Source organism: Pseudomonas sp. OV226 (genome assembly GCF_003148705.1).
Taxonomy (GTDB): domain Bacteria; phylum Pseudomonadota; class Gammaproteobacteria; order Pseudomonadales; family Pseudomonadaceae; genus Aquipseudomonas.
In genome coordinates this window covers 74070-97704 of record NZ_QGGS01000018.1, presented here as the reverse complement: position 1 = coordinate 97704, position 23635 = coordinate 74070, and the positions used below count along the sequence as shown (strand labels likewise).

Here is a 23635-nt window from a genome sequence, read left to right as displayed (position 1 = left end):
ATTTTCAATTAGTTACCGAGCTCCGGTTGATTGCGGATGCTGACATCGGTATTCATCTCCAGCAATCGACGCTCGAACCGTCTGATCATGTATGACCCGCCTCGGGAAGCTTCGGCTCAGCGTTCGATGGCAGGCACCCAGTTCAAAGCATCAGCCGGCTACCGCTGCGGCGACAAGACCGGCGCAGCGAACTTCGCCTATGGGACATTGAAGGACTCTATAAATCTCAAAAACCACCTGCATCGTTGCGTCTTCGATCGTTCCTTCATTGCGGCATAAAACCCAGCCGTTATCTGCAATCGCTTGCTCGAACGCCTGGGTACAAGCGACATGTTCTTCCAGCTTATGGATCACCGTACTACTCAGTCCACGACGTCGTGCCGCTGCCCTTGCCCATGAAATTTCAGGGTTGGTGACAACCCCGACATGCAGATCTGGCACTTGCACGTTTCGATCAATGTTCAACTGTAGAATTTCTGCAAACGGGACTAGCCGGCGAAACGCGGCATCAGACGGGTACCAGCGATCGATCAAGATGATGCTGTCTTGTGGCTGTTTAGACAGAACGTGCTGGGAAATCCAGGTACGGCTATCTGCAAAGCGCTCACAAACCTCCAACTCCAAATCCCGGGTGGGATTTCTGACGAGCTTGTTAACGAGGGTCATTGTTTCACGCCGATAGGGATCGCTTTTTTTCTCGCAAAGTCGGATCACCTTTTTGTTGTCCGCCCTCAGTACTTTCGTAACGGCCTCCAAAAGTGTGGTTTTTCCGGCTCCCTTGGGCCCATCTAGAGAAACAAACAGCGGACGATTCATTCTTCAAATATCGATTGATATACGGTTTTTTTTGCCCGGCTCGTGCGCTGGAACCGCTTGGCGCGGCTACCCGAATCGGGTGGAAGGCCCTATGAACAGGCATTGCTGAGCACTCTAACCCAGTTTCTGACCCAAGGGTCTCAAAACCAAGAGTCACAGTTGCTTATGAACACCGGTCATCGCCCATAAGTTAAATCATGTATCTGGTGGAGCTTCTCTCGCATCCATCCACTTCCCGGCACCCGGAAGCAATTCTTCGACGTTCACGGATCTGTCGTTGCAGTGTGCCTAATTCAATCGACGCAAATCCCCTTCTGAATCTGCGCCCCGCTACATTTCGCTGAAAATCAGCCCGGCATTGGCAAACTGTTGGTTAGCGTTGTGACCCAGCACGAACAGGACGGATTCGAGGCTGAAGTTGCCGATGTACTTGCCTTGGGAAGCAATACACGCGGCGATGTGACCGAAGACACTCAGCTGGTTCTGGCTCAGGGACAGTTTCAACGCCAGCAACAGGTTTTCCGTGCCCACCAATGTATTGGAATCCGCCAGCAGACTGCGATAGCAACCTTCAACCTCGCCTCCGTCGGCTGAGCCGGCAAGTTGCCGCAAGCGGTCGAGCATCGCATCGCCCAGGCGCAACGTTTGTAGCCGGTTATTGCGCAGGCGTAATTCGCCATAGCCGGGCTTGAGTCGGACTCGGCCGCGACTAAACGCAACACCCAGATTTTTCAGAAAATCGAGGTCCAGCGCTTCGTCGCTCTTGGCCTCGCCGTACAAGGACACGCGGCCGTTGATCTGGTTGTCCGCCAGCAAGGTATCCGCCTCGGCATCGCCAAGGGCCAGGGCGAAGCCGGTGTGGTTGAGCATCAGTTCCGTTCGTAAACGGTCCAGCGAGAGCAGCAGTCGACGCTGGCTGGCACCCTGTTCGATATCGCTGCGCAGCGTTGACAATGCCAATATTTCATCGGTGTTGAGGACTACCTGACGGCGATCCACTTGTTGCCCGAAAGCCTTGCGCTGAGCGGCGCTGAACGCTGCAAAGGCATCGACCACCTTGCTTGGGATAGCCGCAAAAAGTTCGCCCTTGCCTGATTTCATCGCCGCCTCCAGGGGGGCGAGCAAGGGTATGGCATCAAACAGTTCCCGGGCGTGCTGTGTCCCGCTCGACGAGTAGGCGTTGATCAGGCAAGCGCTCAGGTCAATGCGCTGGGCGTCGTCGATTTGCACCAGGCTGATCCCGGGAACCGTCAGCCCCGACAGGCGCATTCGTTGCAAGCGCAAATGCTGATTGCCTTGAAAACGCAGGCACTGGTTCTCGCCCAGCATGACGATGTCGAAATCCAGAAACGTCAGGGAGGCAAAATCGAAACAGTTGAACTCTTGATTACGCAGCACCAGCCGGCTCGCGGGGCCGCTACCGTGGATGAACAGATGGGTGCCGTTCGGCGCGACCTGGTCGATGCTGTCGGCCAGGTGATGCTCGCCAGGTAGCAGGCACAAGCAGATGTCGCGTTGACCCTGTTCGAGTAACACTTTGAGCGCGATGTCGAGGTTCTCGAACTCGCCGCCGACACCGACACTGGTGCAGCAGCCACCGCCGTGGTTTTTTTGACAGAGCGCGTCGAGCGCATCCTGCACGGTATGAATGCCCTGGGCGGCCATGTCGGCGCACTTCGCCGGGTCATAGGCGACTTGTGTGGCCACGGACAGACTGGCGGAAAAATGCAGGACGTTGTACTTGCCGGCCGCTACCTGGCCGGCTTCGAGCAGTTGCGCCGTGCAGGTCTGGTTCAGCACGCCGGGCGCCAGGCTCCAGATCACGCTGGCGATACCGTCCGCGCCGGTGGCGATGATCTGGCTGGCGGTGCCATTGGGCAGCGTGCCGTCACTGACGCTGAAGCTGACCTCGGCCCCGGCAACCGGGAACTTGCCATTGAACACCGCGACTTCCAGCGGGCTGGGCAACGGCAGGTTTTGTGGCGCCAAAGGGTTTGGCATAACCTCCTGGCCGTCGCCACCAACGTAATAGAGGTTGGTCAGTTCGGTCAGCGCCGGAAATAGCTGACGGCAATCGGACAGCGTGCTCCAGACCCCGGCCTGGCAGTTGAGCAAGGCCAGCCGGGTGAAGGAGCGCAATACCCCTTGCGGTGACTGGAAGGCGGGTTTATTGGCCACCAACGGCCACTCGATGTCAGCGGTAGCGGTGCGAGCGGGAATGGTCCAGAAATCCCCGACACGATACTTGCCGGGGATGAATTTGATCTCGACGCCCTCCTCCAGCTCCACCCAGCCACTGTTCAAATTGGCTGCCGCCGGGACCAGCTTCGCCCAACCGTCCCAGCGCCGCACACGCGGGTTGCTCAGGTACAGCGCCTTGTCCAGAGACCCGGTGGCGCTGGCCAGATCGAGGGTGACAATATTGCCTTCTGTCTTGAGCACCTGGACCAGAGTCCCCGGCCGGCCAAGCAGTTCGTAAGTATCGTCGAAGAATTCCAGCCAGCAGCCGGCGGTGATCGCAAGGTAGGCATCACGGCCAAGGCTGGCGACCTCGAACTCGTCCGCCGTCGGCTCGCCCAGCCAACGTACAACGCGGGTTTCAATGCTGCCGTTGTCACGCGACCATTTGTAGCGCTGGTCGGCTGAAACGCTGCCATCGTCGTGGATCTCGACGCGATACAACAGGTTTTCCAGGCGCCGGTAGCCTGCTTCCGGCGCCAGCAGGCAGGGATCTTTGGGCGGAGTGCTGGGTTCGGCGCGGGCCGCGAGCTTGCCATCGACTGCAGTGGTCAGGGTGGTCCAGGCCGCCAGCGCGCTCAGGCAGTTCAGGTCGGCGCCGATATCACCGGCACGCAGCAACTTGACCTGCCACAGCAGTTGGTCGCGGGTCGCGCTGTCCGGCCCACCGAGGGCGACTTCACGGATAAGCGGGTCTTCCAGCGCCGTGATGTGCCGCAGCCAGGCTTCGAGATAGCCAAGGTAGATCCCGTCCGGAGGGTCGATGGGTGCTCCGTTGTTGTCGTAGACCTTGATCTCGACCAACTGCGGCGCATTCGCCGGGGGTAATGGCAACAGACTGGCATTGGCCGGCAGCACCGGTGAGACGTTGCCCGGCAAGTGCGGCTGGCTGGTGGCCTGGACCTGGCTGGCGTTTTCGCAGAGCAAGCCTTCGACGTAGTAATGGCCGATGCCGATGCCGATGTTCTTGCCATTGCCGGTCAGCAGAAACCCGGGGTTGGCCAAGGACCCGCCACTATGGCCAATGGTATCGACGGTTTCACTCTCGATCCGGCGATTGAGAATGTCTTGCTGCTCGTTCCAGTCCGCATCCAGCTGCACCCGCCCCTGTTGCATGCGTACGGCGCGATAGTGCTGGTCCGGCTTGTCGGTCGAGCGGGTGAGATCGGCTTTCATAGTGGTAGTCCTTGCCCGTTTTGCGCGTTCGTTCAGTTCACAAAGATCACCCCGGCCTCCAGGCCGAAGCGCAGGTATTCGTCCAAGGCCTGATGCAGGTTGGCCTCGCGTTGTGGTTGTTGCAGCACATTCCAGACGCCCATTTCGGCGCCGTCCTCGGCGCCGGTGCGCAGCTCTTGAGCACTTGAAAGGCGCAGCTGGGCATATGCCGGATGGCTGAAACTCACCGAGGTAAAGGCTGGCGTCACCCGCACCCGTTCGCTCTTTGCCTGGGCGGTCGGCAACCCCTGGGTCACCAGGTCCGGCAGGCAGCGGTAGCGACGTGGCGTCTGCGAGCCCGATGGCACATAGCAGAAACGCACGCAGCCTTCCTGGCGTCGGGCGATATTCAATTTGGCGCTGAACAGACTGTTGCTGGCTTCCAGCTCCCCGGCGGCGCTGGCGCCGAAGACGCTGCAGCGGTCGAGTTGCAGGCGCGTGTCCGGTAAATCGAAGGCCAAGTCATCGCCGTTATCGAACACGCTGTTGCGGCCCTCGACTCCGGCAATGGCCTTGCTCGTCCGCAACGGCCCGCATAGGCAATGGGTCAGCCGCAGCCAGAGTTGGCTGCCGGTGCCGGTGTGACGGATGCCACCCTTGCTCGGCGTCAGGCTGCAATGACGCAGATTCACTTCGCCCAGCGCGCCGTCCAAACGCAGTTGACCGTCCAGCAGCAGCCCGGACAGGCTGAGCCGGGTGTCGAGGTTGCCGCGTAAACGCAGGTCGCCGATCAGTACCGGCCGCCGCTGGTTGGCGGCTTCAATGGCCAGGTGGGTATCTGGCAGGTTGAGATCAGGGGTCAGCTCCTGGGTCCCGTCGTCCAGCAGATAGATCAGCGTACGGGTCCCGGCAATGACTGCCGCCAGCGCGTCGGCCAGCGTCGCGTGGTCGCCCGGGACCCGCAGCAGTACCTGGAAATCCGCCGGATCGAGCAGGCCCTGCAACGGCTCATCGTCGCGACGCAACGGGCGTCGATCGTAGGGCCCCGCGCCGACATCGCCGGGGAAGCCATAGCTGTAGGCGACTTCCACCCGGTTCGCGGTCTTGCCGGCGGGCAAGGCGATACGTCCCAGGACCGGGTCGAAACCCACCAGAAACAGGTAGGCAACGCCAGGAAAGGTTTTATCCGGCTGACCGGCCTTGCTCGATTTCACCGTGACGCTGGCCGGTGGACGCCGCCATTCTTGCGGCACTACGCCGGGCAAGGGCGAGAGATTGCACACCAGCAGATGCTCCGGCGGTACTTCCACATCGTCCAGCCAGATCCGCAGAACCGGGCCACCCTCCTCCTCTCGATCGAGGGGAAAGTACACAGGGTCAGGTGTCTCACCATCGGTCAGGGCCTGACGTAGCGCCGTCAGTTCGTCGTGCAGCAGTCGCCGGGAAAGAGGCTCCGGCACGTTTTCCGGTTGCGCCAGGTGAGTGATTTCCTGCTCGGTGCGCGGCCGGTTGAACAACATGCCCTCCCCCCGCAACAGCGGCTCGGCGACGTCGCGACCCAGGGCATCGAAACTGTAGAAGCCCGCCAGGCTGGTCATGGCTCGGGCGGTGGCGCGTTGGAGTGCGTAGGCCTGCAACCGCCAGAGATAGAGACCAACATTGGCAATGTTGTAGCGCCCGGCCGGGAGCGAACGCACCTCGACGGTATGGGCGGCGCGGTCGAAGGGGCCGTCGACCCGCTCCAATTGTGTGGCATCACGCAGGTTCGGCGTGCGCACATTTTGTGGGCGGCAGTGTTCGAGGTATTGGGTCGTGCCCAGTAGCTCGAAAAACTCCACCGCCCGCGCACGCCAGCCGGTGGTATCGAATGCCAGCTGTTCCAGCACCGGCAGCGTGCCCTTGCGCCGTCGCAAGCGCAGGCTGTTGGCCACATACGCGCGCAGGCCGAACGCCTGGGTGCCGCTGACCGGATACAGACCGCGCACGCCCAGCAGATCGCCGATATAGGGGACCAACCAGTCGTCACAGGTTTCGATAAACCAGTTGTCGTAGAGCCGGGTGATGTCCTCTTCCAGCACCGCGCCCTGCTCGGCGATAACTTCCAGCAATGCCCGCAGCGGCCCACCCATTTCGGCATCGCGCTCGCGGTAGAAGGCCGGCAGCCGCGCCATCAGGAATTCGGCGTCAATGCTCATAGGCTAAGCTCCGTCAAGGTAACGGCGGACGGGTCCAGCAACAGCAGTTGTGCCGCCAATATTTGCTGACTCTGCCACCGGGCACCGCGGGCGCGCAGTCGGCCATCCGGCCCAGCCACACTGCTGCTGGACAGGCCGTCGTAGAGCCGCAAGCTATCCAGATCCACCCGCTCCACTCCCGGCACCCGCTGTATCACCGCCAGTACTTCGCTGCCACTGACGGGTTGCCCGTAGTAACGCGCGGCAAACCCGAAGGCCTGCCCCAAGGCGCTGCGCACTGCACTGAGGACTGTTGCGCTTTGATAGTCCGGGTTAACCCGAACCTTGGCTTCCACACCAAAACGCAGCACCACCCCGGGTGCAAGCTTGAGCGGCTGATGAGCCGGGCGCACCGCGTCAATGGCCGCGGCCAGGTTGCGATAGAGCGCCGATCCGGGATCGATGCTGACACCTTCTACCCCGCTGACCGTGAGGTGGACCAACCGCTGCTCGCCATCCCACAACCACACCGCTTGGGCCTTGCCGACGCCGGCGAAGGCCGCGGCGAAGTCTTCGAAATCCCGAAGCGAGACGATGCGATCCAGGGTCCGTACGCTCAGCGGTGCGTTCTGCCGGGCACTGTCGCGGTCTTCCGGATCGACCCCACCCGCCGCGGGTACCGGGTTGATCACATCCTTGACCCCCAACGGACGGGACAGCAGCAGGCTGATCCGCCCACTGTTGAGGTTGCCGGCCGCACCAATGCCGACGCGATAGTACGCCTGCACATTCATCTGTCCCGTGGGCAGGCGACTGCCGTGCACGCCGTCACCGAACTGCACGGTGACCCGGCCATCATCGCCCCGGCGCAGCAGATAGGCACGGTCTTGCGCGCCGAGCTCACCCAAGTGTGGCGCCTCGGACCAGCGCACACCTTCGACGCGTACCTGCAGCGTGCTCTGGATGCCCGAAGGGGTGGGTGAGGAAATGTAGGTCAACGGTTTCTGCAGCAGCAGGAAGCGCTGGAAGGCCTGGCTGGCGTCGCCACTGCCAAGGATTTCCGGCTGTATCTGCATCTGCTTGCTGTCGCCGTGACTGGCCGGCGCCACATTGGCGTTGATCCGCACACTCAACGGCAGATAGGCATGTTGCAGATCGCTCTCAAGTTCCAGGCGCGAACGCGGCCCGCTGCTGTCATTGCGTTGCAGGCGCGCCACTTCGCTGGCGAAGCCAAGCACTACTTCATGGCGCGCGCCATCGGTGAAGGACAGGCTGGCGAGCCGGCCGTCCCTGGCGATTTCCACCGCCACCAACGGGTCATTGGCCAACAGTCGCTGACGCGCCGGCGCATTTTGCGTCACGTCCGGCAAGGTGTGGCCGCTGATCGACAGCCAGCGCCCCGCCTCCAGCTCCGGTTGCAGATCATCCAGCGTCAGCACATGACCGCTGAGCAGCCCGGACCTGGGCCGGGTCGCCCACGGCAGCTCGATGGATTCCCCATAGGCCGTGGTCTCGCGCAGACGCTCGTTGAACAGCTCGCGCAGTTGTTCGCCACGCAGGCTCAGGCGCGTGGTCTTGCTGCTCAGGGTGAAGGCGGCGCGGGCATCCTCGCGGCTGTCGAGGATTTGATACAGCTCCTGATAATCGGGCAGCGTCAGCACCAGCCAACTGCCCGTGACCAGTCGCGGATAGCTGGCATCCAGATGCACGCTGTGTACGTCTCGTGGGTATAGACGACTTTGGGGAATGATTTGTTTGGCGATGCCAGGGCCCTGCCAGCGCAATTGAATCAAGGCAGCGCCACCGTTCTCGTAGTACTCCAGGCGCAGGTCGAGTTTTTGTCCGGCCTGGAGCTCGAACAGGCTCTCGCCGTATTCGGTCGCGCCTTGGTCTTGCCATTGATTGACCAGTAACTGGCCGCCAATCCACAGCCGCACGCCATCGTCGGCTTTGACGAAGAAGCTGTAATTGCCGCTTTCGGGTATTTGCAGCCAGCCGCTCCAGCGCACCGAGAAGGTATCGGCGGTCAGCTGCGGATCGGGGCTGGCGCTGCCCCAGTCGAAATCAACGGTGGCGTCGGTACGGCTGAGCTTGCGCGTCTTGAAGTCGATGCCTTCGAAATACTCGCCATACAGGCCGCTGCCGGTGGCCTGGCGGGTCGGCGGATCGGAAACATCGGCCAGGGTGAAGCCCGGCCACTGGCCGTGCAGGCTGATCTTCGCCTGATTATCATCGTCCAGGCCCAGGTAGCTTGCCCGCAGGCTGCGCGGCATCGCCCGCCAGTCCGGCGCCGCCTGGCCGAACAGCGCAGCCTTGGTCCGCAGGGCAAAACAGCGTGGATTGGCCTTGGCCGGCTGGACGTGGGGCATCACCTCACCCAGCGGCCGGTCGAGCGTGACCACCGTGTAGCCGGCCAGTGGGTCGGCGCTCGGCTCCACCGGCGAAATCACTTGCAGGCGAACGACGCAGCGCAGGTCCCAGTTTTCGCTGCCGGGATTTTTCAGGCGTTCATCGCCGACGATCAACAGTGCGTCGCCGGCTTGCAAGTGCGTGTTCTGCCCTTTCAGATACAGAGTGCGAGCGCCCCAGTACGGCGGCACCTCTTCCTGGCTCTGCAGGGCCAAGGCATTCCAGGCAGCGCGCGCGTACAACGGCTCCAGCGTTTCGAAAACCTGGGCCTGTTCATCCTGCTCTGGAATGCTCTGGCTCTTGTTGCCGGCGTCGATCCGCGCGGTTAACGGCGCGCCCGGCGCGGTCTCCAGAGAAAATGCCAGAAACGTCGAGGCGGCCACGCCAGGGCGCAGCTCGTAGCCGATGGAACGCCCCAGCTCCAATATCGAACGCCGCTCCGTGGCGGTACGCAGGAAGCCCTCGTTGACAATGCGCTCTTGATAGAAACTCAGCACATCGAGGACACCAGCCCAGGCATCGAGCAATGCCAGCGCCGGATCATCGGCATCGCGAGTGCTCAGCCCGAGCAGCGCCGTCTGGCTGGAAAGGCGCGCCAGCTGACTCTCGCGAAAACGCCCATGGGTGCCGACCCGATAGTGCAACGTCGTCTGCCCTGGCGGGTTCAATTCGTCGACCGGCGTCAGCACCTTGATCCCGGCGCAGCAGCCGCAGTGTTCGCCATTACTCATAAGCCACCTTGCATGTTCAGCAGCAGTCGGCCGTTTTCGGGGAAATTGGGATCGTTATCCAGGCGCAACACTTCCAGTAACGCGGCACCGATCAAGCCCTGCGCTATTTCCTGATTAGGGGTTTTGCCCCAGCGCTGGAACACCTCGACCTGAAGCGAGGCCACGCCGGTTACCGAATGCGCCGCCTCCATCAGGGTGGAAAGCGCCAGGCCCTGGCCAAAACTGAAGTGATCGGGATGAAAGAAGCCGAGTTGTCCCAGCCCGTCTGCGCCACTGCTCAGGCGCTTGAGCAGGCCAAGCTTGACCGTCGCGGCAAAGTGGCCCGGCAATACGCAGACGTTCAGCTGAATATCCAGCGGGGCATAGATCGGATCACGCAGTTCCAGGTCATAACCGGCCAACCGGTAGCGTTCCAGGTGGCGCAGCATTTCTTCACGAAACGGCTTATCCAGTGGCTGGCCGCCCTTGCGGTCGAGGCTGACGAACATCGTGTACCAGCTGCCGGTCCAGCGAAGCCTCGCAGCGGCCCGTTGTACTTGCGGATGACGCTCGGCGGCCCGCGCGTAATCGGCCTCGGTGACCGCCCGTTCCTGGGTGCGGAAAGCCTGGGGTGCAAACAGCTTGATCGCGTCAGCGCTTTGCGGCTCTGCGCCGCCGCTTGCCGACAACGGATTGCGCAGCGTTTGGATGAAGTCCTTGATCAGAGGGTCTTCACAGACCATCTGGGTGATGCTCTCGGCGCCGACATTCCCGATGCTGCCACCGCCTTGGCGATAGCTGGCCAACAGCCGGCTGAGGGGTTGCGGTTGCATGCCGAAGCGGTTGTCGCCAAAGCGCAGGTGGGCGCTGCCATCGGCTTCGGTCTCCACCACGAATTCCTGTGCGAAGCGGTCACTGCCGAGCAGATCCCGGCGTGGCAACCAAGGGCTGGCACCGGGCTTGGGTTGGTCGCCAAACTGATCGGGGTCGTCTTCGCGCAGTTGCATGCCGGACGGACGGGCTTGCCGGGGATCCTGATACAAGGTGCTGCTGGCGGAGCGCGTCGGGTCATGTTCATAGGCCTGGGCATAGACGATGCCGGGCTCGCGCAGGCGCGGCCGGTATTGGCCGGCAGTCGGTACAACGTCCGGCAGCAGCGACTCATCGGCGCGAGTCAGCCCGTGGTCGGCCAATACCACATTGCCGCAGACCTGAGCGACCCTGACCGTCTTGCTGATACCGGACTGTTGGATACGCGCGCTGATGCACAACGGGAACGGTAGCGCGTCCTCGGCGTGCCAACTGATCAGCTGCAACGGCGTGTCGGTCAGCAGGTCGTGCCCCGGCTTGACCTCGGTCAAGCGTACTGCATGCCGGTGGGTGCGGTCGGCATCCGGTGCACGGCCGGTGCCGGGGCTCAGGACTTCTTCGAAGATCAGCAGCATGCCGGCCTGCAAGCTCAGCGGCGGGACGTCGATCAGCGCGGCCTCTTGCGCGCCTTTGCCCAGACAGAAATCCGGCTCGCCCCAATGATGGATATCAATGCGGTTATGTGCGGACTGCAACGGCAACGCGTGCATCGTTTCGAAGACTTGGGTGCTGCCGTCAGGCAAGGTTTGCAGCGCGGATTCTTTCAAGACAGTCCCGGGCTCGCCGGTGCGGGTCAACAGCGGCGTACCGGCGGCCAACACTCGACCGTCAGCTTGGGGCGAGACGCTCAGACTGACGAAGACCCGACTGTTGCAGCCGTCGTGTATCGGGTAATCCAGTAGCCGCGCATGCCGGCGCAGGGAGACGCGGCGTCGGGCAGTGCCCAGATACGCTTCGGTGGCGACTGCATCCTGGTAATAGCTGAGCTGATCGCCGATATGCGCCAGCATTTCCACCAGGGCCACGGAAAAATCCGCCGGGTTGCGCTCGTGAAAGCCAGGAATCAGCTGCCCCATGCGGTCCAGCATCAACCGGCGAAAGCTCCCGTAATCCTTGGCCAGGTAATCCAGCAGCGGCTCGGCCGGTACCTGCGGCGGGCAGGGTTGGTCGTCGGCACAATCGAACTCGGAACGGCACTGTGCCTTGAAACTGAATCGGATACTCGACAGGCAAGGGTCGAAGCCCGGCGGTGGGTCTTCGGGCGCCGTGGGGTTGATCAACACGAAACGGTACCAGGAGAAATCACCGGCCCGGTCCACCGTAATGTCGAGCTGATTGCCGTTGATATTCAGGCTCTCGATTTGTACACACGTGATGCGCACCCCGCCCTCGATCCGGCAATGGGCGGCGGTGATGCCAGCCAACGGATTGACGAACACCACACTGAGCTTGCGCTGATTCAGGGGCGCCACTTCCAGGTAGTCGATGCCGTTCAGGCTCGGTGGATCGAGGTCACGCAGCAATTGCAGACGATGGCGGTTGTCAGACAAAAACTGGCGTTTCATGGTGCAATCCCTCGGCTGAAGGTCGCCAGTTGCCTCTGGCGATCCCGGCGCATGACGTACTGCACCGTCACGTCGAGGCGCGCGTCGAGGTTCTCGACGGTCACCGCCTCGACCTCGATCAGCTCCCCCAACCATTGTTGCAGCGAACCTTGCACGGTCATCTGCACGGCGGCAGCGAGGGCATCGCTGTTGGGCGCGAACACCAATTGCAATAAGCCGCAGCCGAAGTCCGGACGGTTCACCCGCTCGCCCGGCACGGTGAACAGCACCTGTTCGATCATGTCCCGCACCTGCAGATCGGCGAACACTTCGGCGCTGCGCCCGCGCGAGTCGATGCTGAAGGGAAAGTCCAAAGCCATATCAGACTCCTGAGACCCGTAGCTGAGTGACGGTAACCATCATCGGCGTGCCGGTGGGGACGCAGATCGAGGTGCTCGATTGCAGTAGCACCGGCAGCCCGCCGGCGAACACCCGGGTCGCGCCGACCAGCCATTGGCCGGTCACGCAGGGGCCATTGCCGGAGGGCGGTGGCGGCATGGCGCAGCCGGCAATCACATAGGGCGCGGCCAGGGTCGTCACGGGCTGGCCGGAGAGTGTCACCCGGGGAAAAGGCGCGGTCGGTGTCGCCTGGCCGCCGTGGCTGCACATCACCGTGGCGCCCAGATGCAGGAGAAAACCGGGCATCAGCGGTCCTCCCCTGTCATGGCCGGTTTCAGCTGCCGATTGCGTGAAATGTTCATTTCAAATCACCGTCAATGCGCCTTGATTGATATTCACCGCCGGCCCGTTGAGCATGATCGTCGCGCCTTGGCCGTTGCTGATGGTGATGCCGATTTCGTTGATCGAAATCATCGCCCCCGTCAGGGTCTTGAGCAGAATGCCGCCCGTGGGCCCCGGCAGGTCAGAGATCGTCAGGCCGTTCTGGTTGCCGGTTTGCAGCACAATGCTTGGCGATACCGGCAACCCCGCCAACGCCAAGGCGGGCACCTCTGCCGCACTGCCCCAGAAACCGCCGACCCAGATGGGGTAATCCTGGTTGCCCTGCTCGAATTCGACCCAGACCCCGGCGCCGATCTGCGGCACCACAAACATCCCACTCTGCTTCCCGGCGAACGGAACGCAGGGCATGGCCCAGCTGGAGATGCCGAGCCCCAGCACATCAGGCACCTGGACCTGGATGCGGGCCATCTGCATCGGGTCGATATTGTTCAACACCACACCGCGGAATTTGCCGTAGAACTTGCCTTGCTCAGCGCTCATACCGGTACCCTCGGCAGCGTCGAGATCAAACCGTTGCGGGTCAGCGTGAAGCTCTGCTTGAACTCGCCGGGCTTGAAGTTGCTGGTCACGTTTTTCACGTAGTACAAACCGTCAAAGGCGCTGCCCGCACCGCGCACGCCGACCAGTTGGCGCGCCTTCAACACGGAGCCGTAACGCAGTACATCGACCGAGCCAGTGGCGGTCACCACATCCGCTGAGCCCGCCGCCTCCGCCAAGCCCTTGGACAAGGCCGCCATTGGCGAGAGCTTGGCGGTGTCCTTCAGCAGGTGGATCGACTTTGGAATGGGCGGCAACGCACCGAGCGGCGGGTTGAGCAGACTGATGTCGGGGATCGGCAACGGAATCGGGAACTTGGTCAGCGGGTTCTGGATAAACACGATCGGCAGGCTGGCCTTGGTGTTGTCCACACTGAACGACAGCGCCTCGACGTTGCTGTGGGCATCCATCCCCAGGTTCAGTGCCGGTTGCGGTATCCCGAGCTTGATCTCCGGGCCCCAGTAGGCGGTATTCATCCCCGGCAACGGGCCGGGTTCGACGTAGAACACATAGCCGGCGTCCTTGGCCAACTTCTGCACGTAGGCCAGGTCAGTGCCGTCATGGGTGGGGATTTTTTCCACCGGGATCGGCACATCGCTGAAGATTTGCGGGATCACCAGCGGCACCATGCCAAAGATCGCGTACTTGGCGACAATCAGCGCCACCCGCGCCTCGGCCGGCATGGCCGGATAGGGAATGCCGTTGAATTCCTGCTGATCCATGGCCACCGACAGGTCCTCACCGGTGATGGTCAGGGTGCTCTGCCCCGGCTCGTTGGAGCCACTGACCTCCTGGCGGGTAATCAGGCCGTCCATCAACACCATCGGCAGGCTGTTGAGGGTGATCACGATCAGCACCCGCAGCCAGGGCACCCGCCCGCCGGTGAGCAACAACAGGGTGTGCAGCGGTGAATTGTTGTGCAGTGCGAAGCTGATCTGGAAGCCACTGCGGGCGCCCGCCGCCGACGTCACCTGGATGCTCTGCAAGGCATCGATCAGCGGCTTGGGCACCGGTAACGGTATCGCCGGGCCGACCAGCAGCGAGACATGCATGCCTTTAAGCATCGCTCGGCCCCTGCATGCCTTCGGGCAAGGTCAGGCGGATTTGCCGGCCCAGCTCTTCCAGCTCCAGTGGGTGGAGGCAACCATTGGCATCCGGCAGGCGCCAGAACTGTTCCGGGTCACCGAGCACCGCAGCGGCCATGCGATCGATCCGGTCGCCCTCGATCACGGTGTAGATCTGCAAGGTGACAAAGTTAGCCGGGTCCGGTACGAAGCGCCGCCGCAGGTAAACCACGCGTCGACCGTCGACCTGGACCAACTCGGCGGTGTCGGTCGGGTAGTAACGGCTGTTAGGTGGGAAGCGGTCGCTCATCGTGGCTGTCCTTTCGTTCATCAGCGTTCCGTTGTTTTAAAAAAGCGCGCTCAAACCCAGGCTGGCCAGGGTCGCGCTGCTGGCCTTGCGCGCCAGGCGTTCGCGGCTCTGGTGGTAAACCATGTAGAGGTGCCCGCCCTTGTCGCCGAAGCCCAAATCATTGATGTTGAGCACGCGCATGCCGAGGGTGATGCGTGCGCGGATCGGGTTGAGGTTGACGTCGAACGCCTCCTCGACGATCGAAAAATCGGTGATGCGCACGGGCACCACGCGCTCCTTGCTCCACACAAACAAGGGCAGTGGCGCCTGTACCGGAACGATTTCCAGGGTGCCGGCACTCGCCATCTGGTTGTTGCGGATCAAGGCGTTGCTGTCCGGGTAGACGATGGTTTCCAGTGCGGCGAGTTGCGGGTGGATGCCGACCTCGATCGCACCAGGGTGCTGATCGGAAAACTCCAATTGGTCGGTGGCGTCGATCTCGGCGTCGAGCTTGATCGTTTCCACCGGCGGTCCTTTGAGGCGCAATGGCTCGCTGATCGCTGCACTGCCGCCGGTGCTCTGCGGTTGCAGGCTGCGGGTCAGCAGATCGGGGTTGTACTGCAGCGCAATGACTCGCAGCACGGCACCGCTGGCCGGGTCGATCAGGATCAGGCCGCCCTTGAGCACTTTCGGCGAATTGGAAAAGCCGGTCATACCTCGTGCTCCTCTTTCGTGGCATTGCCGAACAGGTTGGACAGCATCTTCGAGGGGTCGAGATTGAGCTGCGCAGGTTCCGGTTTGATATCGGAGAGCTTGGGCATTCGAAAGCCATCAATGCTGTCGTAGTGCAGCGGCAGGCGTACGCCGAGGCTCAGCCCGGTGTCGAAGGTGCCACCGAGCAGTTTCCAGGTTTTTTCGGTCCGTACCTTGAACCGCCAGACCCCGGCTTCGGCGAAGACCCGGGCATTCAACGCGGCGGCCAGCACTACGCTGCCGCCGATATAGGCGCTGGCATCGACGCTGAATTTGTCCTTGCTGTAAGCGATCTCGCCGGCCAGCTCGGCCTTGCCTTCAAGCCCTGCCCTGGCCTCGACATTGAGGCCGCCACCGACCTCGGCGATGTACAGATCGATCACCACATCGGCGCCGACTTTGCCGCTGATCCCCCCGCCTGCCGGGATGCTGGCCTTGGCCTTGAGGTTGAAACTGAAGTCCGGGTCGGCTTCGAACGGGCTGAACTTGACCGTGGCCTTGATCCCGGTGAGTACCCCGGGGCCGACATAGTAGTAATACCCCAGGCTGCCCCAGAGTTTGACCTTGAGCCCGATCGGGCCGATGGAGGCGCCAGGAATCGGGATGCTTCCCGAGGCCGAGAAAATAGGCTGGTCTTCCTGTTTCTCCGGGAAGCGCTTGAACAGGGTGATGTCGGGAAAGCTCAGCTCGCCGTCAAAGGTGATCTTTTGCTGTTCGTCCACCGTGATGCCAGCCGTGGCGACCATGTCCTTCTTGATTTCGTAGGAGAGCTTGCCCTTGCCGATGATCTTTTCATTGGGCAGCAACTCGACAACGATATTGCCTTTGGCGCGCCCCTTGTCGATCTTGATATCGCCCTTGCCGTAGACCTTCTCCTTGCCGCCCTTGTTCTCGTAGGTGGCATCGATGATGCCGTCGAGCCCCGAGAAGGCGAATCCGGCCTGGCCCTTGGCGATAAACAGTTCGCCGTCGTACCAGAGGCTGGCCTGGATCGGTTTGAGGTAGGGGCTCTTGACCTTGATCTTTCCGCGTCCCTGGAACACCCACTTGTTGGCGGCGTAACTGATCTCCAGCGCAGCCTCGTTGCCGCCTGGCAGTTCCAGATTGACCTTGCCGCTGGCGTCGATCTTGCCGGCCTTGAGAAACACATCGACAGCGCCGCTTTTTACATAGGGAATCTTGCCGGCCATCTGCCCCGACTCGATGTGCGCCCCGCCACTCCACTCGCCGGCCTGATACTTGATCTCGCCCTTGGCTTCATCGACGCCGGGCAAATACACAAAGAGCACCCCGGTCAACACCAGGCCATTCTCGTCGGCACTGACCTCGACTTTGCTCGCGGCGATTTTCTTCGCGGTGCCGAACTCGAACGCGACAGTCCCGACCGGTTTCAGTTTCGGCGCCAGATCGATGGCCAGCGATGCCTCGGTGATTTTCACCCCGGCGAACGGTGGCTTCAGTTTGTCCTTGTCCAGCGGCGCCTTGAGCCGGAAATACTCCGGCGAGAAGGCCACTTCGATTTTTTGCAACAAAGGCACTTTGCTCGGTGTGATGTAGCCCTCGCCCGCGACCCCACCGGGCACCAGGTCCAGTTTGGTGAAGACGCCGGGGCTCAGGTAGTCATAAGTGAACGCGATACCGGCGTTCTTCTTCGCCGCCGCCGAGAGGGTCAGGCCACCGTCCTCGGCGACATCCAGCACCACCCCGGTGCCCTTGGCCGGCAAGGTGATCGGCAGGCGGGTCCGGTCGCGGTTGTCGATCATCGCGTTGATGGTGTCCTTGCCCTTGCCGACCCGGCGCAAGGTCATCAACAACAACCCGGGAAGGATTTCGGCCCCTGCGACGTTTTCCGGGATACCGGACTCAAAGATCGGCGGCGTCTTGCTCTTTTCACTGACCCGCAGCACCCGCGTGCTACCGCCGGCCACCACCGGGTAGTCGATCAGGGTTTCAGTGGACTTGTCGGCGCGCCCGTCCTTGCCGGGCTTGCCGAGTTTCTTGCCGGTTTCGCAACAGGGTCCGCACTTGCCGGTGCCCTTCATTTTGGAATCGGCGAATACCATGCGGATCTGCGCCGGCGGCTCCTCGCCGCCCTCCTCGATCTTTTGCGCGATAGCTTGTGCCAGGCCAAAGACCTGTTGCTTGATCAGGCTGCCGCTCATGCCGTTATCAAGGCGATCGAGCACCTGGATATTTTCCTGAGTGTTATCGCCACCCACCTGCAATTCGATGATGTGATCCATCTCGCAGGTGCCACCGCCGACCTTGGGAAATTCGGCATCGCCACCGGCCTTTTGCCACGCGGCGTTCAACGCATCGCCCATCTTCCAGCCGCGCAGATTGACCCAGCGCGAACGCAACTCGTCGGAGCTGACACGCATTTGCCACAGGCCCGCTTCCTGGGCCTTGGCCCCCTGCAAGGTGATGATTGCACGCAGGGCCTTGGCCTTGGCCTTGCTTTGCCATTCCTTGAGCACCGGGCCCTTGACCTCATGCAACTCAAGGAAATCGACGTCGTACGAAGCCAGCTCCTTGTCCTTGCCCTTCACTTTGGCAGTGGTTTTTTTCTCCGGCGTGACCTTGTGCCCGGTGGACATTTCCAGGTCTTTGTAACGGCTCTCCACCTCATAGTCTTGCGACTTGCCCTTGCCATCCTTGCGCGACAGTCGCGGCCCGCCCTGACTGAGCACGCCGCTGGCCAGAGGCTGGCCGCGCATCACGCTGTCGGCGGCGAAGTCGGCCTCGCGTTCCAGCCGCTGGTAGTGCGGCCCCTGATCGGCGAGGTTGCTGATGCCGGAGCGTTGCAGGCCTTGTTGCTGCACGGTGTGGGCCAGTTCGTGGGCCAACAGGTGTCGACCGCTGTCGCTGTGAGGCTGGTATTGACCGTCACCGAACACGATGTCCTGACCGACCGTGAAGGCATGCGCATCCACATCCCGGGCGCTGGCCCCGGCGGCGCTGTCGTCGTGTACGCGTACGGCAGCGAAGTCGCTGCCGAAACGGCTTTCCATGAAATCGCGGGTGTCCGCATCCAGCGGTCTGCCGGGACGTGCCAGGGTCTCATTGACCGAGTCCGGTACACCCTGCCCGCCCGAGGCACCGTTGCTCTTGCGTTGCAGGTTCTGCTGGCGGCCGGCGGCGCAGCTTTCGCACTCGCCGCTGCTGCCGGCACCCGCGCCACAGGCGCACTTGCGCTGTAAAAGCAGACCGCGCACGGCGGTTTTCGGCGGCGAGGCGTCGCGTTCGGCACTGGGGGCAAGGGCGTGTTCGGTCATTGTCCCGGCCCCTGCAGTTGTTCGGCAATCAACCGTGCCAAGCGCCGCCCGGTGCGCTCCGGGCGTTCTCCGGCGGGCGTGGCGAACCGGGGGATTTGCACCTGCTCAAGCGCAAAGCCCTGCCCTGGCAGCGGTCCCTGGATCAGCAAACGTCCCAACTCGCGTTCCAGGGCGCCGGCCAGTCGCTGGCCATTGCGCAACGAATAACCGGGCAGCGCCAGAGTCCCTATCGTAAGGCTGATGGTCGGGGCGGCGGGTGCCAGGGTACGGGTCATTCCCAGTCCCCCACTTCCGCCGCCGGCAGCGGTTTTTCCAGTTTGGCGAATTCCGCTTCGGCCGCCGCGCGCAGATGCTGCATGCCGATGGCCATGTCCTTGTCCGCCGCGAGGAAAGCCGCGTTCAAGGCCAGGTTGCGGATATGCCCGCCTGACAGCGATAGCCGCGCCAACTTGCCAATATCCAATGCGCTGCACGGTGCATCGGACGGAAACGCCCGCTGCCAGATGGCGCTGCGGGCGTCCACATCGGGGAAAGGGAATTGCACGATGAAACGGATGCGGCGCTGGAACGCCGGGTCGATGGCCTGCTTCAAGTTGGTGGTGAGAATCGCCAGGCCACGGTAAGTCTCGATCCGTTGCAGCAGGTAGCTGACCTCCAGGTTCGCGTAGCGGTCATGGCTGTCGCGCACTTCACTGCGTTTACCGAACAAGGCGTCGGCCTCGTCGAACAGCAGGATCGCGCCACTGCTTTCAGCCGCGGCGAATACCCGTGACAGGTTCTTCTCGGTCTCGCCGATGTACTTGCTGACCAGCGCCGCCAGATCGATGCGGTACAGGTCCAGCTGCAGTTCGTTGGCCAGCACTTCGGCGGCCAGGGTCTTGCCGGTGCCGCTGCCGCCGGCGAACAAGGCGCTGATGCCCAGGCCTCGGTCGCTGCGTTCGGCAAAGCCCCAGTCGCGGTAGACCCGCGTGCGCTGGCGGACTTGCGCCGCCAACGTATGCAGACTGGTCAGGGCCGCGTCCGGCAGCACCAGGTCGTCCCAGCCGGCGCGGGCGTCCACCCGTTCGGCCAAGTGTTCCAGGCCGCGTCGAGCTTCTTCGCGACACACCTGCCAGAGGTGTTCGGCACCACCTTGAGGGCTGGCTTTGAAAACCTCGGCCAGACGCAGAATGGTACTGCTGCTGAGCTGGAACTGTTCCGCCAGCAGGCCGAGACGGCCGTTGAGGCCCGCGACTGACTCACCCAATTGTTGCTGCCAGAGCTTGAGCCGTGCCGATGCATCGCTGCCCTGAACGCTGACCCGACATTGACGGCGACGCAAGGCTGGCGCGCTGTCACCACTGAGCAGCAGCAAGCTCTGCAGGTGATCGAGGAAGTCGCCCAGGCGTTGTGCCTGCTCCGGGTTCAGACTTTGCGGTTGCAACCAGAGCAGCACGCCGTGCAACAGCGCTTCACGTTCCCATAAGTGCGCCAATTGCCCGCGCTCGGCTTGCCCTGCAGGCAGGTCGAACTCGGTCATCCGGTAGAGCTTGAGCCCCAGCTCTGTCGCCAAGGCGTGGGCGTAGCCATCGCCGTCACCGTCCACCAGTCGCGCAATGGGCGCCAGGGCCAGGTTGGGCGCCACCTGCCACTGCGCGGCGATCTCGAGGATGCTGGCCCTGGCCTGATGCTCATCGACAGCGACCGACGCGGCGTCTGGCAGGTTTTCCCGGCGAAACCAGGGCTCCAGGCGCGGGTCTGGGAAGCTCAGGCCGGCGATCCGGTGCAGGATGATTTCATCCACCACCAGCCGCGCTTGCAGCACCCCGCCGCTGCCGCACGGTTCGAGCAATTGCCAGCGCCGCAGAGGGCCGATAGGGGTGATTGAACTCCACTCAGGGTCCGGGAGCAGATTCAGGGCCAGCTCGAAACTCAACCAGGGTTGGTTCGCGTCGCCTTGGGCTTGTGCCAGCAGGTCACGAAAGCGTGGGTCGAGGTCAGCGGCGGCGGCCAGCAGCAACAGATCCTGCTCGAAACGGCTCAGCCCCAACCGCTCGCTCAGCCGCGCCAGGGCTGGCGGGGTTTGCAGATAAGCGCCCAAGGGCGCAGGCTCGTTAGCCAGTCGCGCCGTCAGGTAGGCGGCAAAGGCATTCAACGTCTGGGTCAGCACGCGGCGGTTTTCGGCAAAATCATGGCGCTGGCTCATGGCAGCACCTGCGGCGTGCTGAATTGCCCGTCACCGCCCATGACCAGCGCGCTGGTTCCGGCATCCACCTGCACCCTTGCCAGGTAAGCGCCTTGGGCGACGCCCTGGTACTCGACGGTGACTGTCGAGCTCTGCTCGGCCGGCGGGAGAATGCCATTGCCGTCAGTCGCGCTGAAACTATAGGCCCGTGCCGGCCGGTCGCTCGGCGGGTTCTTTTCGTTGAGTAGCAAGCGCACCCGCTGCCCGGGGCCCACTGGCGGAGCGCATGTCACCTCGATGCTGCCGAAGCGGTAGGTGACGCCGTCGACCACCGTGCTGGTGGCACCGGGTAGCACGACAAAACCCGCCTGCGGGTTGAGGATGAACACGCCAAGGTTCGACTGCACCGCCCCATGGGCTACCGGCGGCGTACCCAACCATTGCCCATGGGCCACCTGCAACGTGCAGACCCCCGCCCGCAAGGATGAAGGCAGCGCCGGCGGATGAGGCAGATCCGGCAACAGGAAACCGAACTCCAGGGTCTCGTTATCGACGGTGCTCAGACCAGCGCTCAGGTCCAGTCCGTTGACCCACAGTTGTACGGTCTGGGCCTTGAAGTTGGCGCCGCTGACCCGCACGCTGCCATCCGGCAGAATCGGCATTGACGCGCCGGCCACCGACTCGACCCGGTCCACCCGTGGCATCCGCAACGGCACCACATAGAGGTTGCGTGCCAATACCGGCAGCGGCGTGCGTTGGCTCCTGGCCGTCGATTGCAGCAGTACGCTGATCAGGTACGCCGCGCTGGGCCGCGCCGGCACCTGGATCGCCGACCAGATGCGCGAGAGTTCGTCGGTGCTGAGATTGAGAGGCGTGATCCGCAGTTGCTCCAGCTGATCGGCCAGCCCGGCGCGTTCCAGCGCTTTGGGCACATTGGGTTTGTTCGGCGCCGGCTTGAGCGCCGCGCGGATGGCATCGCGGCCCATTCCCGGGGTGTCATGAAGGATCTGCATGGCAGCGCCGAGGAGGATTTCGGCGTGGAAGTCGGCAGCGCCATAGGCTGTGATGAGTATGTGCAAGTCCAGCGCCAGAGGCGGATTGCCAATGCGCTCACCCACACTGTCGCGGCTTGGCAGGCCAAGGTTGGCCCAGCCGGGGTTGCGCGTCTGGTTGTAGAGATAGAGGTTCAATTGGTCGCCACCGGCGGGATCTATGCGGTCCGGGCCGATACAGGTGACGCTCGGGGCACCGCCCAGCACATCGCTGACTTTCAATTCCGCCAGGCCGCTTTCCAGCAACTGTTGGAGCGTCACGAGCGCTGCGGCCAGCCCAAGTGGCGAACTCATGACCGCGGTCCTGCACCCGAGTTACGCTCGCTCAGGTAGTCATCCAGGGACTTGGCCGGCAAGCGCCGGGGTGGCTCTTCGCGACGCGACGCAGGCGCTGCCTCGGACGGGAGAATTTCGATGCGACCGATATTGATCTCGACCCGCGGTGCGGCAGCAGGCCCATCGGGCTGCGTCGGGTGCGGTTCCTGCCGGACATGCAGAGGCTGCGATGCCGAGGTGGCGTTGGGCGCTTGCTCGTGCAGGCGTTCGACACGGCGTTCGATCAGCTCCCGAGTCAGCTCGTGGCGCTCGATACGCTGTTCACTGTGGGAGCGTTCGATCAGCCGGGATTCCAGGCGCAGGGGTGGCTGTCCTTGCGCAGTCTCGACAACCGGCGGTAACGGTAGCGGAATTCGGGGTAGCCCGGCCTCCTTCGGTGATTCAAGCATTGACGAAACCACCGTCTGCGCAGGGCCTGGCATGGGTGGCGGGATGGTCGCCACCGGCGATGTTGGTTGCAGCAGCGAGGTCACCTGACGCAACACCTGCGTAACAGGCCGCGCCATCGGCGATGACGGCTCGGCCCTCGGTTGCACCGTTACCGGGATCGCGGCAGTCGCGGTGGACGGTTCTTGGGTGGGTGTCAGTTGCGACTGCGGTGCCTGCTCAAAATCCCGCGGCGCGATAGCGTCGTTTTCAAAGCGCGAGCCGATTCGCGGGCGAATTGTTGGCGGCTGTAAGGCGCGCCGGGCCAAGGCCAGCAGCCAGTCGCTCATGACTGCACGCGATGCAGATAGCGGGCGCGACGCTGCGGGCTCAAGGCGAGAATCTGCGTCTCGCTCCAGCCGTAGGCCGCGGCCAGCAAATGGACCTGATCGAGCGTCCGTTGCGCCCAATGGTCGAGGCTTTCCAGCAGGTAGCTGCCGATATCGAAGACCTCGCTCCAACGTTCCTTGCACGCCGGACAGCACATGTCTAACTCAATCAGCGCTTGTGGATCGGCCTGGCTCATGGCCTCGCTCAAGGCTTGCATCGCCCCCTGCGGCAAGTTCTCGAGCGATATTGGCTGCGCGCCCTGCGCAGCCTCCAGCACGCAGCGCCGGACCAATAGCTGCCGCGCCTGCTCGATGTCCGACAATTGGGCCACGGCCGCCAGATCGAGGCTGTCCGGCAGGCGAAAACGCAGGCGGTAATCTTGCCACTGCAATTGCAACTCCGGCGCGTCGGCGGGCGGATCATCCAGACGCAGGTCGGCCGTACTCAGGTTCAGCTCCAGGCGTTCGGCACAATGTTCGCAACAGGCCATGGCGGTCAATTGCGGCCCGAGCAGCGCGCCATACAGGTCCAGCAGATGGGCATCGCGGCGCCCCACTGGCAACCGCTCGGCACCCGTCAGGCCGTCGGCCAGCAAGGGCGCCAACAGCGCGCAGGATTGCAGTGCGGGGGGCAGCGTCTGGCTGTGGTCCCAGATCGCCAGCCAGTCAGCGGAATCAAGCTTGGACACGGTC

Annotated in this window: 17 protein-coding genes; all 17 read right to left on the bottom strand. The window is 63.0% G+C overall.

From position 1 onward, the window contains the following. Positions 1–150: 150 nt before the first annotated feature. The 17 genes from C7534_RS23550 to C7534_RS23470 all read right to left on the bottom strand — a co-directional run bounded on the left by C7534_RS23550 (position 151) and on the right by C7534_RS23470 (position 23631). On the bottom strand, positions 151–816 hold the full coding sequence (locus C7534_RS23550) for a dTMP kinase (RefSeq protein WP_109787202.1): 666 nt from the start codon (positions 814–816) through the stop codon (positions 151–153). Between the two features lie 330 nt (positions 817–1146). Further along, positions 1147–4230: an Ig-like domain-containing protein gene (locus C7534_RS23545; protein WP_109787201.1), complete on the bottom strand. Its 3084-nt coding sequence runs from the start codon at positions 4228–4230 to the stop codon at positions 1147–1149. A 32-nt stretch (positions 4231–4262) separates the two neighbouring features. Further along, the gene (locus tag C7534_RS23540; RefSeq protein ID WP_109787200.1) at positions 4263–6404 is read right to left on the bottom strand and encodes a hypothetical protein; all 2142 of its coding nucleotides are present in this window, start codon (positions 6402–6404) and stop codon (positions 4263–4265) included. Further along, a complete protein-coding gene (locus C7534_RS23535; protein ID WP_109787199.1) occupies positions 6401–9523 on the bottom strand; it encodes a putative baseplate assembly protein in 3123 nt (1040 codons plus the stop codon). Before C7534_RS23535 ends, C7534_RS23540 begins: the two co-directional genes overlap by 4 nt. Beyond that, positions 9520–11937, bottom strand: coding sequence for a putative baseplate assembly protein (locus C7534_RS23530; protein ID WP_109787198.1), 2418 nt, complete (start codon positions 11935–11937; stop codon positions 9520–9522). Before C7534_RS23530 ends, C7534_RS23535 begins: the two co-directional genes overlap by 4 nt. After that, positions 11934–12296, bottom strand: coding sequence for a GPW/gp25 family protein (locus C7534_RS23525; protein ID WP_046027217.1), 363 nt, complete (start codon positions 12294–12296; stop codon positions 11934–11936). Before C7534_RS23525 ends, C7534_RS23530 begins: the two co-directional genes overlap by 4 nt. Before the next feature lies 1 nt (position 12297). Beyond that, positions 12298–12621, bottom strand: coding sequence for a hypothetical protein (locus C7534_RS23520; protein WP_046027216.1), 324 nt, complete (start codon positions 12619–12621; stop codon positions 12298–12300). Between the two features lie 57 nt (positions 12622–12678). Then, positions 12679–13197 (bottom strand): phage baseplate assembly protein V, encoded by a 519-nt coding sequence (locus C7534_RS23515; RefSeq protein ID WP_046027215.1) that lies wholly within the window; start codon positions 13195–13197, stop codon positions 12679–12681. After that, positions 13194–14318, bottom strand: a complete 1125-nt coding sequence (locus C7534_RS23510) for a hypothetical protein (protein WP_109787197.1) — start codon at positions 14316–14318, stop codon at positions 13194–13196. Before C7534_RS23510 ends, C7534_RS23515 begins: the two co-directional genes overlap by 4 nt. Then, positions 14311–14628, bottom strand: coding sequence for a hypothetical protein (locus C7534_RS23505; RefSeq protein WP_046027213.1), 318 nt, complete (start codon positions 14626–14628; stop codon positions 14311–14313). The genes C7534_RS23510 and C7534_RS23505 overlap by 8 nt, the downstream gene beginning before the upstream one ends. Before the next feature lie 36 nt (positions 14629–14664). Next, on the bottom strand, positions 14665–15321 hold the full coding sequence (locus tag C7534_RS23500) for a hypothetical protein (RefSeq protein WP_046027212.1): 657 nt from the start codon (positions 15319–15321) through the stop codon (positions 14665–14667). Continuing rightward, the gene (locus tag C7534_RS23495; protein WP_109787196.1) at positions 15318–18635 is read right to left on the bottom strand and encodes an eCIS core domain-containing protein; all 3318 of its coding nucleotides are present in this window, start codon (positions 18633–18635) and stop codon (positions 15318–15320) included. The genes C7534_RS23500 and C7534_RS23495 overlap by 4 nt, the downstream gene beginning before the upstream one ends. Beyond that, positions 18632–18910 (bottom strand): hypothetical protein, encoded by a 279-nt coding sequence (locus tag C7534_RS23490; RefSeq protein WP_109787195.1) that lies wholly within the window; start codon positions 18908–18910, stop codon positions 18632–18634. Before C7534_RS23490 ends, C7534_RS23495 begins: the two co-directional genes overlap by 4 nt. Beyond that, complete coding sequence (locus C7534_RS23485; RefSeq protein WP_109787194.1) at positions 18907–20820, bottom strand: ATP-binding protein; 1914 nt, start codon at positions 20818–20820, stop codon at positions 18907–18909. The genes C7534_RS23490 and C7534_RS23485 overlap by 4 nt, the downstream gene beginning before the upstream one ends. Beyond that, a complete protein-coding gene (locus C7534_RS23480) occupies positions 20817–22145 on the bottom strand; it encodes a DUF4255 domain-containing protein (protein ID WP_109787193.1) in 1329 nt (442 codons plus the stop codon). The genes C7534_RS23485 and C7534_RS23480 overlap by 4 nt, the downstream gene beginning before the upstream one ends. Further along, positions 22142–22903 carry a hypothetical protein gene (locus tag C7534_RS23475; protein WP_109787192.1) on the bottom strand — a complete coding sequence of 254 codons (762 nt, stop codon included), beginning with the start codon at positions 22901–22903 and terminating at the stop codon, positions 22142–22144. Before C7534_RS23475 ends, C7534_RS23480 begins: the two co-directional genes overlap by 4 nt. Further along, entirely contained in the window at positions 22900–23631 is a 732-nt protein-coding gene (locus C7534_RS23470; protein ID WP_109787191.1) for a T4 family baseplate hub assembly chaperone, read from the bottom strand. The genes C7534_RS23475 and C7534_RS23470 overlap by 4 nt, the downstream gene beginning before the upstream one ends. Positions 23632–23635 lie beyond the last annotated feature (4 nt).

Bases quoted from the DNA above. Each gene is read 5' to 3' on its own strand.
- C7534_RS23550 (WP_109787202.1), bottom strand. From the start codon at position 816: ATGAATCGTCCGCTGTTTGTTTCTCTAGATGGGCCCAAGGGAGCCGGA.
- C7534_RS23545 (WP_109787201.1), bottom strand. From the start codon at position 4,230: ATGAAAGCCGATCTCACCCGCTCGACCGACAAGCCGGACCAGCACTAT.
- C7534_RS23540 (WP_109787200.1), bottom strand. From the start codon at position 6,404: ATGAGCATTGACGCCGAATTCCTGATGGCGCGGCTGCCGGCCTTCTAC.
- C7534_RS23535 (WP_109787199.1), bottom strand. From the start codon at position 9,523: ATGAGTAATGGCGAACACTGCGGCTGCTGCGCCGGGATCAAGGTGCTG.
- C7534_RS23530 (WP_109787198.1), bottom strand. From the start codon at position 11,937: ATGAAACGCCAGTTTTTGTCTGACAACCGCCATCGTCTGCAATTGCTG.
- C7534_RS23525 (WP_046027217.1), bottom strand. From the start codon at position 12,296: ATGGCTTTGGACTTTCCCTTCAGCATCGACTCGCGCGGGCGCAGCGCC.
- C7534_RS23520 (WP_046027216.1), bottom strand. From the start codon at position 12,621: ATGCCCGGTTTTCTCCTGCATCTGGGCGCCACGGTGATGTGCAGCCAC.
- C7534_RS23515 (WP_046027215.1), bottom strand. From the start codon at position 13,197: ATGAGCGCTGAGCAAGGCAAGTTCTACGGCAAATTCCGCGGTGTGGTG.
- C7534_RS23510 (WP_109787197.1), bottom strand. From the start codon at position 14,318: ATGCTTAAAGGCATGCATGTCTCGCTGCTGGTCGGCCCGGCGATACCG.
- C7534_RS23505 (WP_046027213.1), bottom strand. From the start codon at position 14,628: ATGAGCGACCGCTTCCCACCTAACAGCCGTTACTACCCGACCGACACC.
- C7534_RS23500 (WP_046027212.1), bottom strand. From the start codon at position 15,321: ATGACCGGCTTTTCCAATTCGCCGAAAGTGCTCAAGGGCGGCCTGATC.
- C7534_RS23495 (WP_109787196.1), bottom strand. From the start codon at position 18,635: ATGACCGAACACGCCCTTGCCCCCAGTGCCGAACGCGACGCCTCGCCG.
- C7534_RS23490 (WP_109787195.1), bottom strand. From the start codon at position 18,910: ATGACCCGTACCCTGGCACCCGCCGCCCCGACCATCAGCCTTACGATA.
- C7534_RS23485 (WP_109787194.1), bottom strand. From the start codon at position 20,820: ATGAGCCAGCGCCATGATTTTGCCGAAAACCGCCGCGTGCTGACCCAG.
- C7534_RS23480 (WP_109787193.1), bottom strand. From the start codon at position 22,145: ATGAGTTCGCCACTTGGGCTGGCCGCAGCGCTCGTGACGCTCCAACAG.
- C7534_RS23475 (WP_109787192.1), bottom strand. From the start codon at position 22,903: ATGAGCGACTGGCTGCTGGCCTTGGCCCGGCGCGCCTTACAGCCGCCA.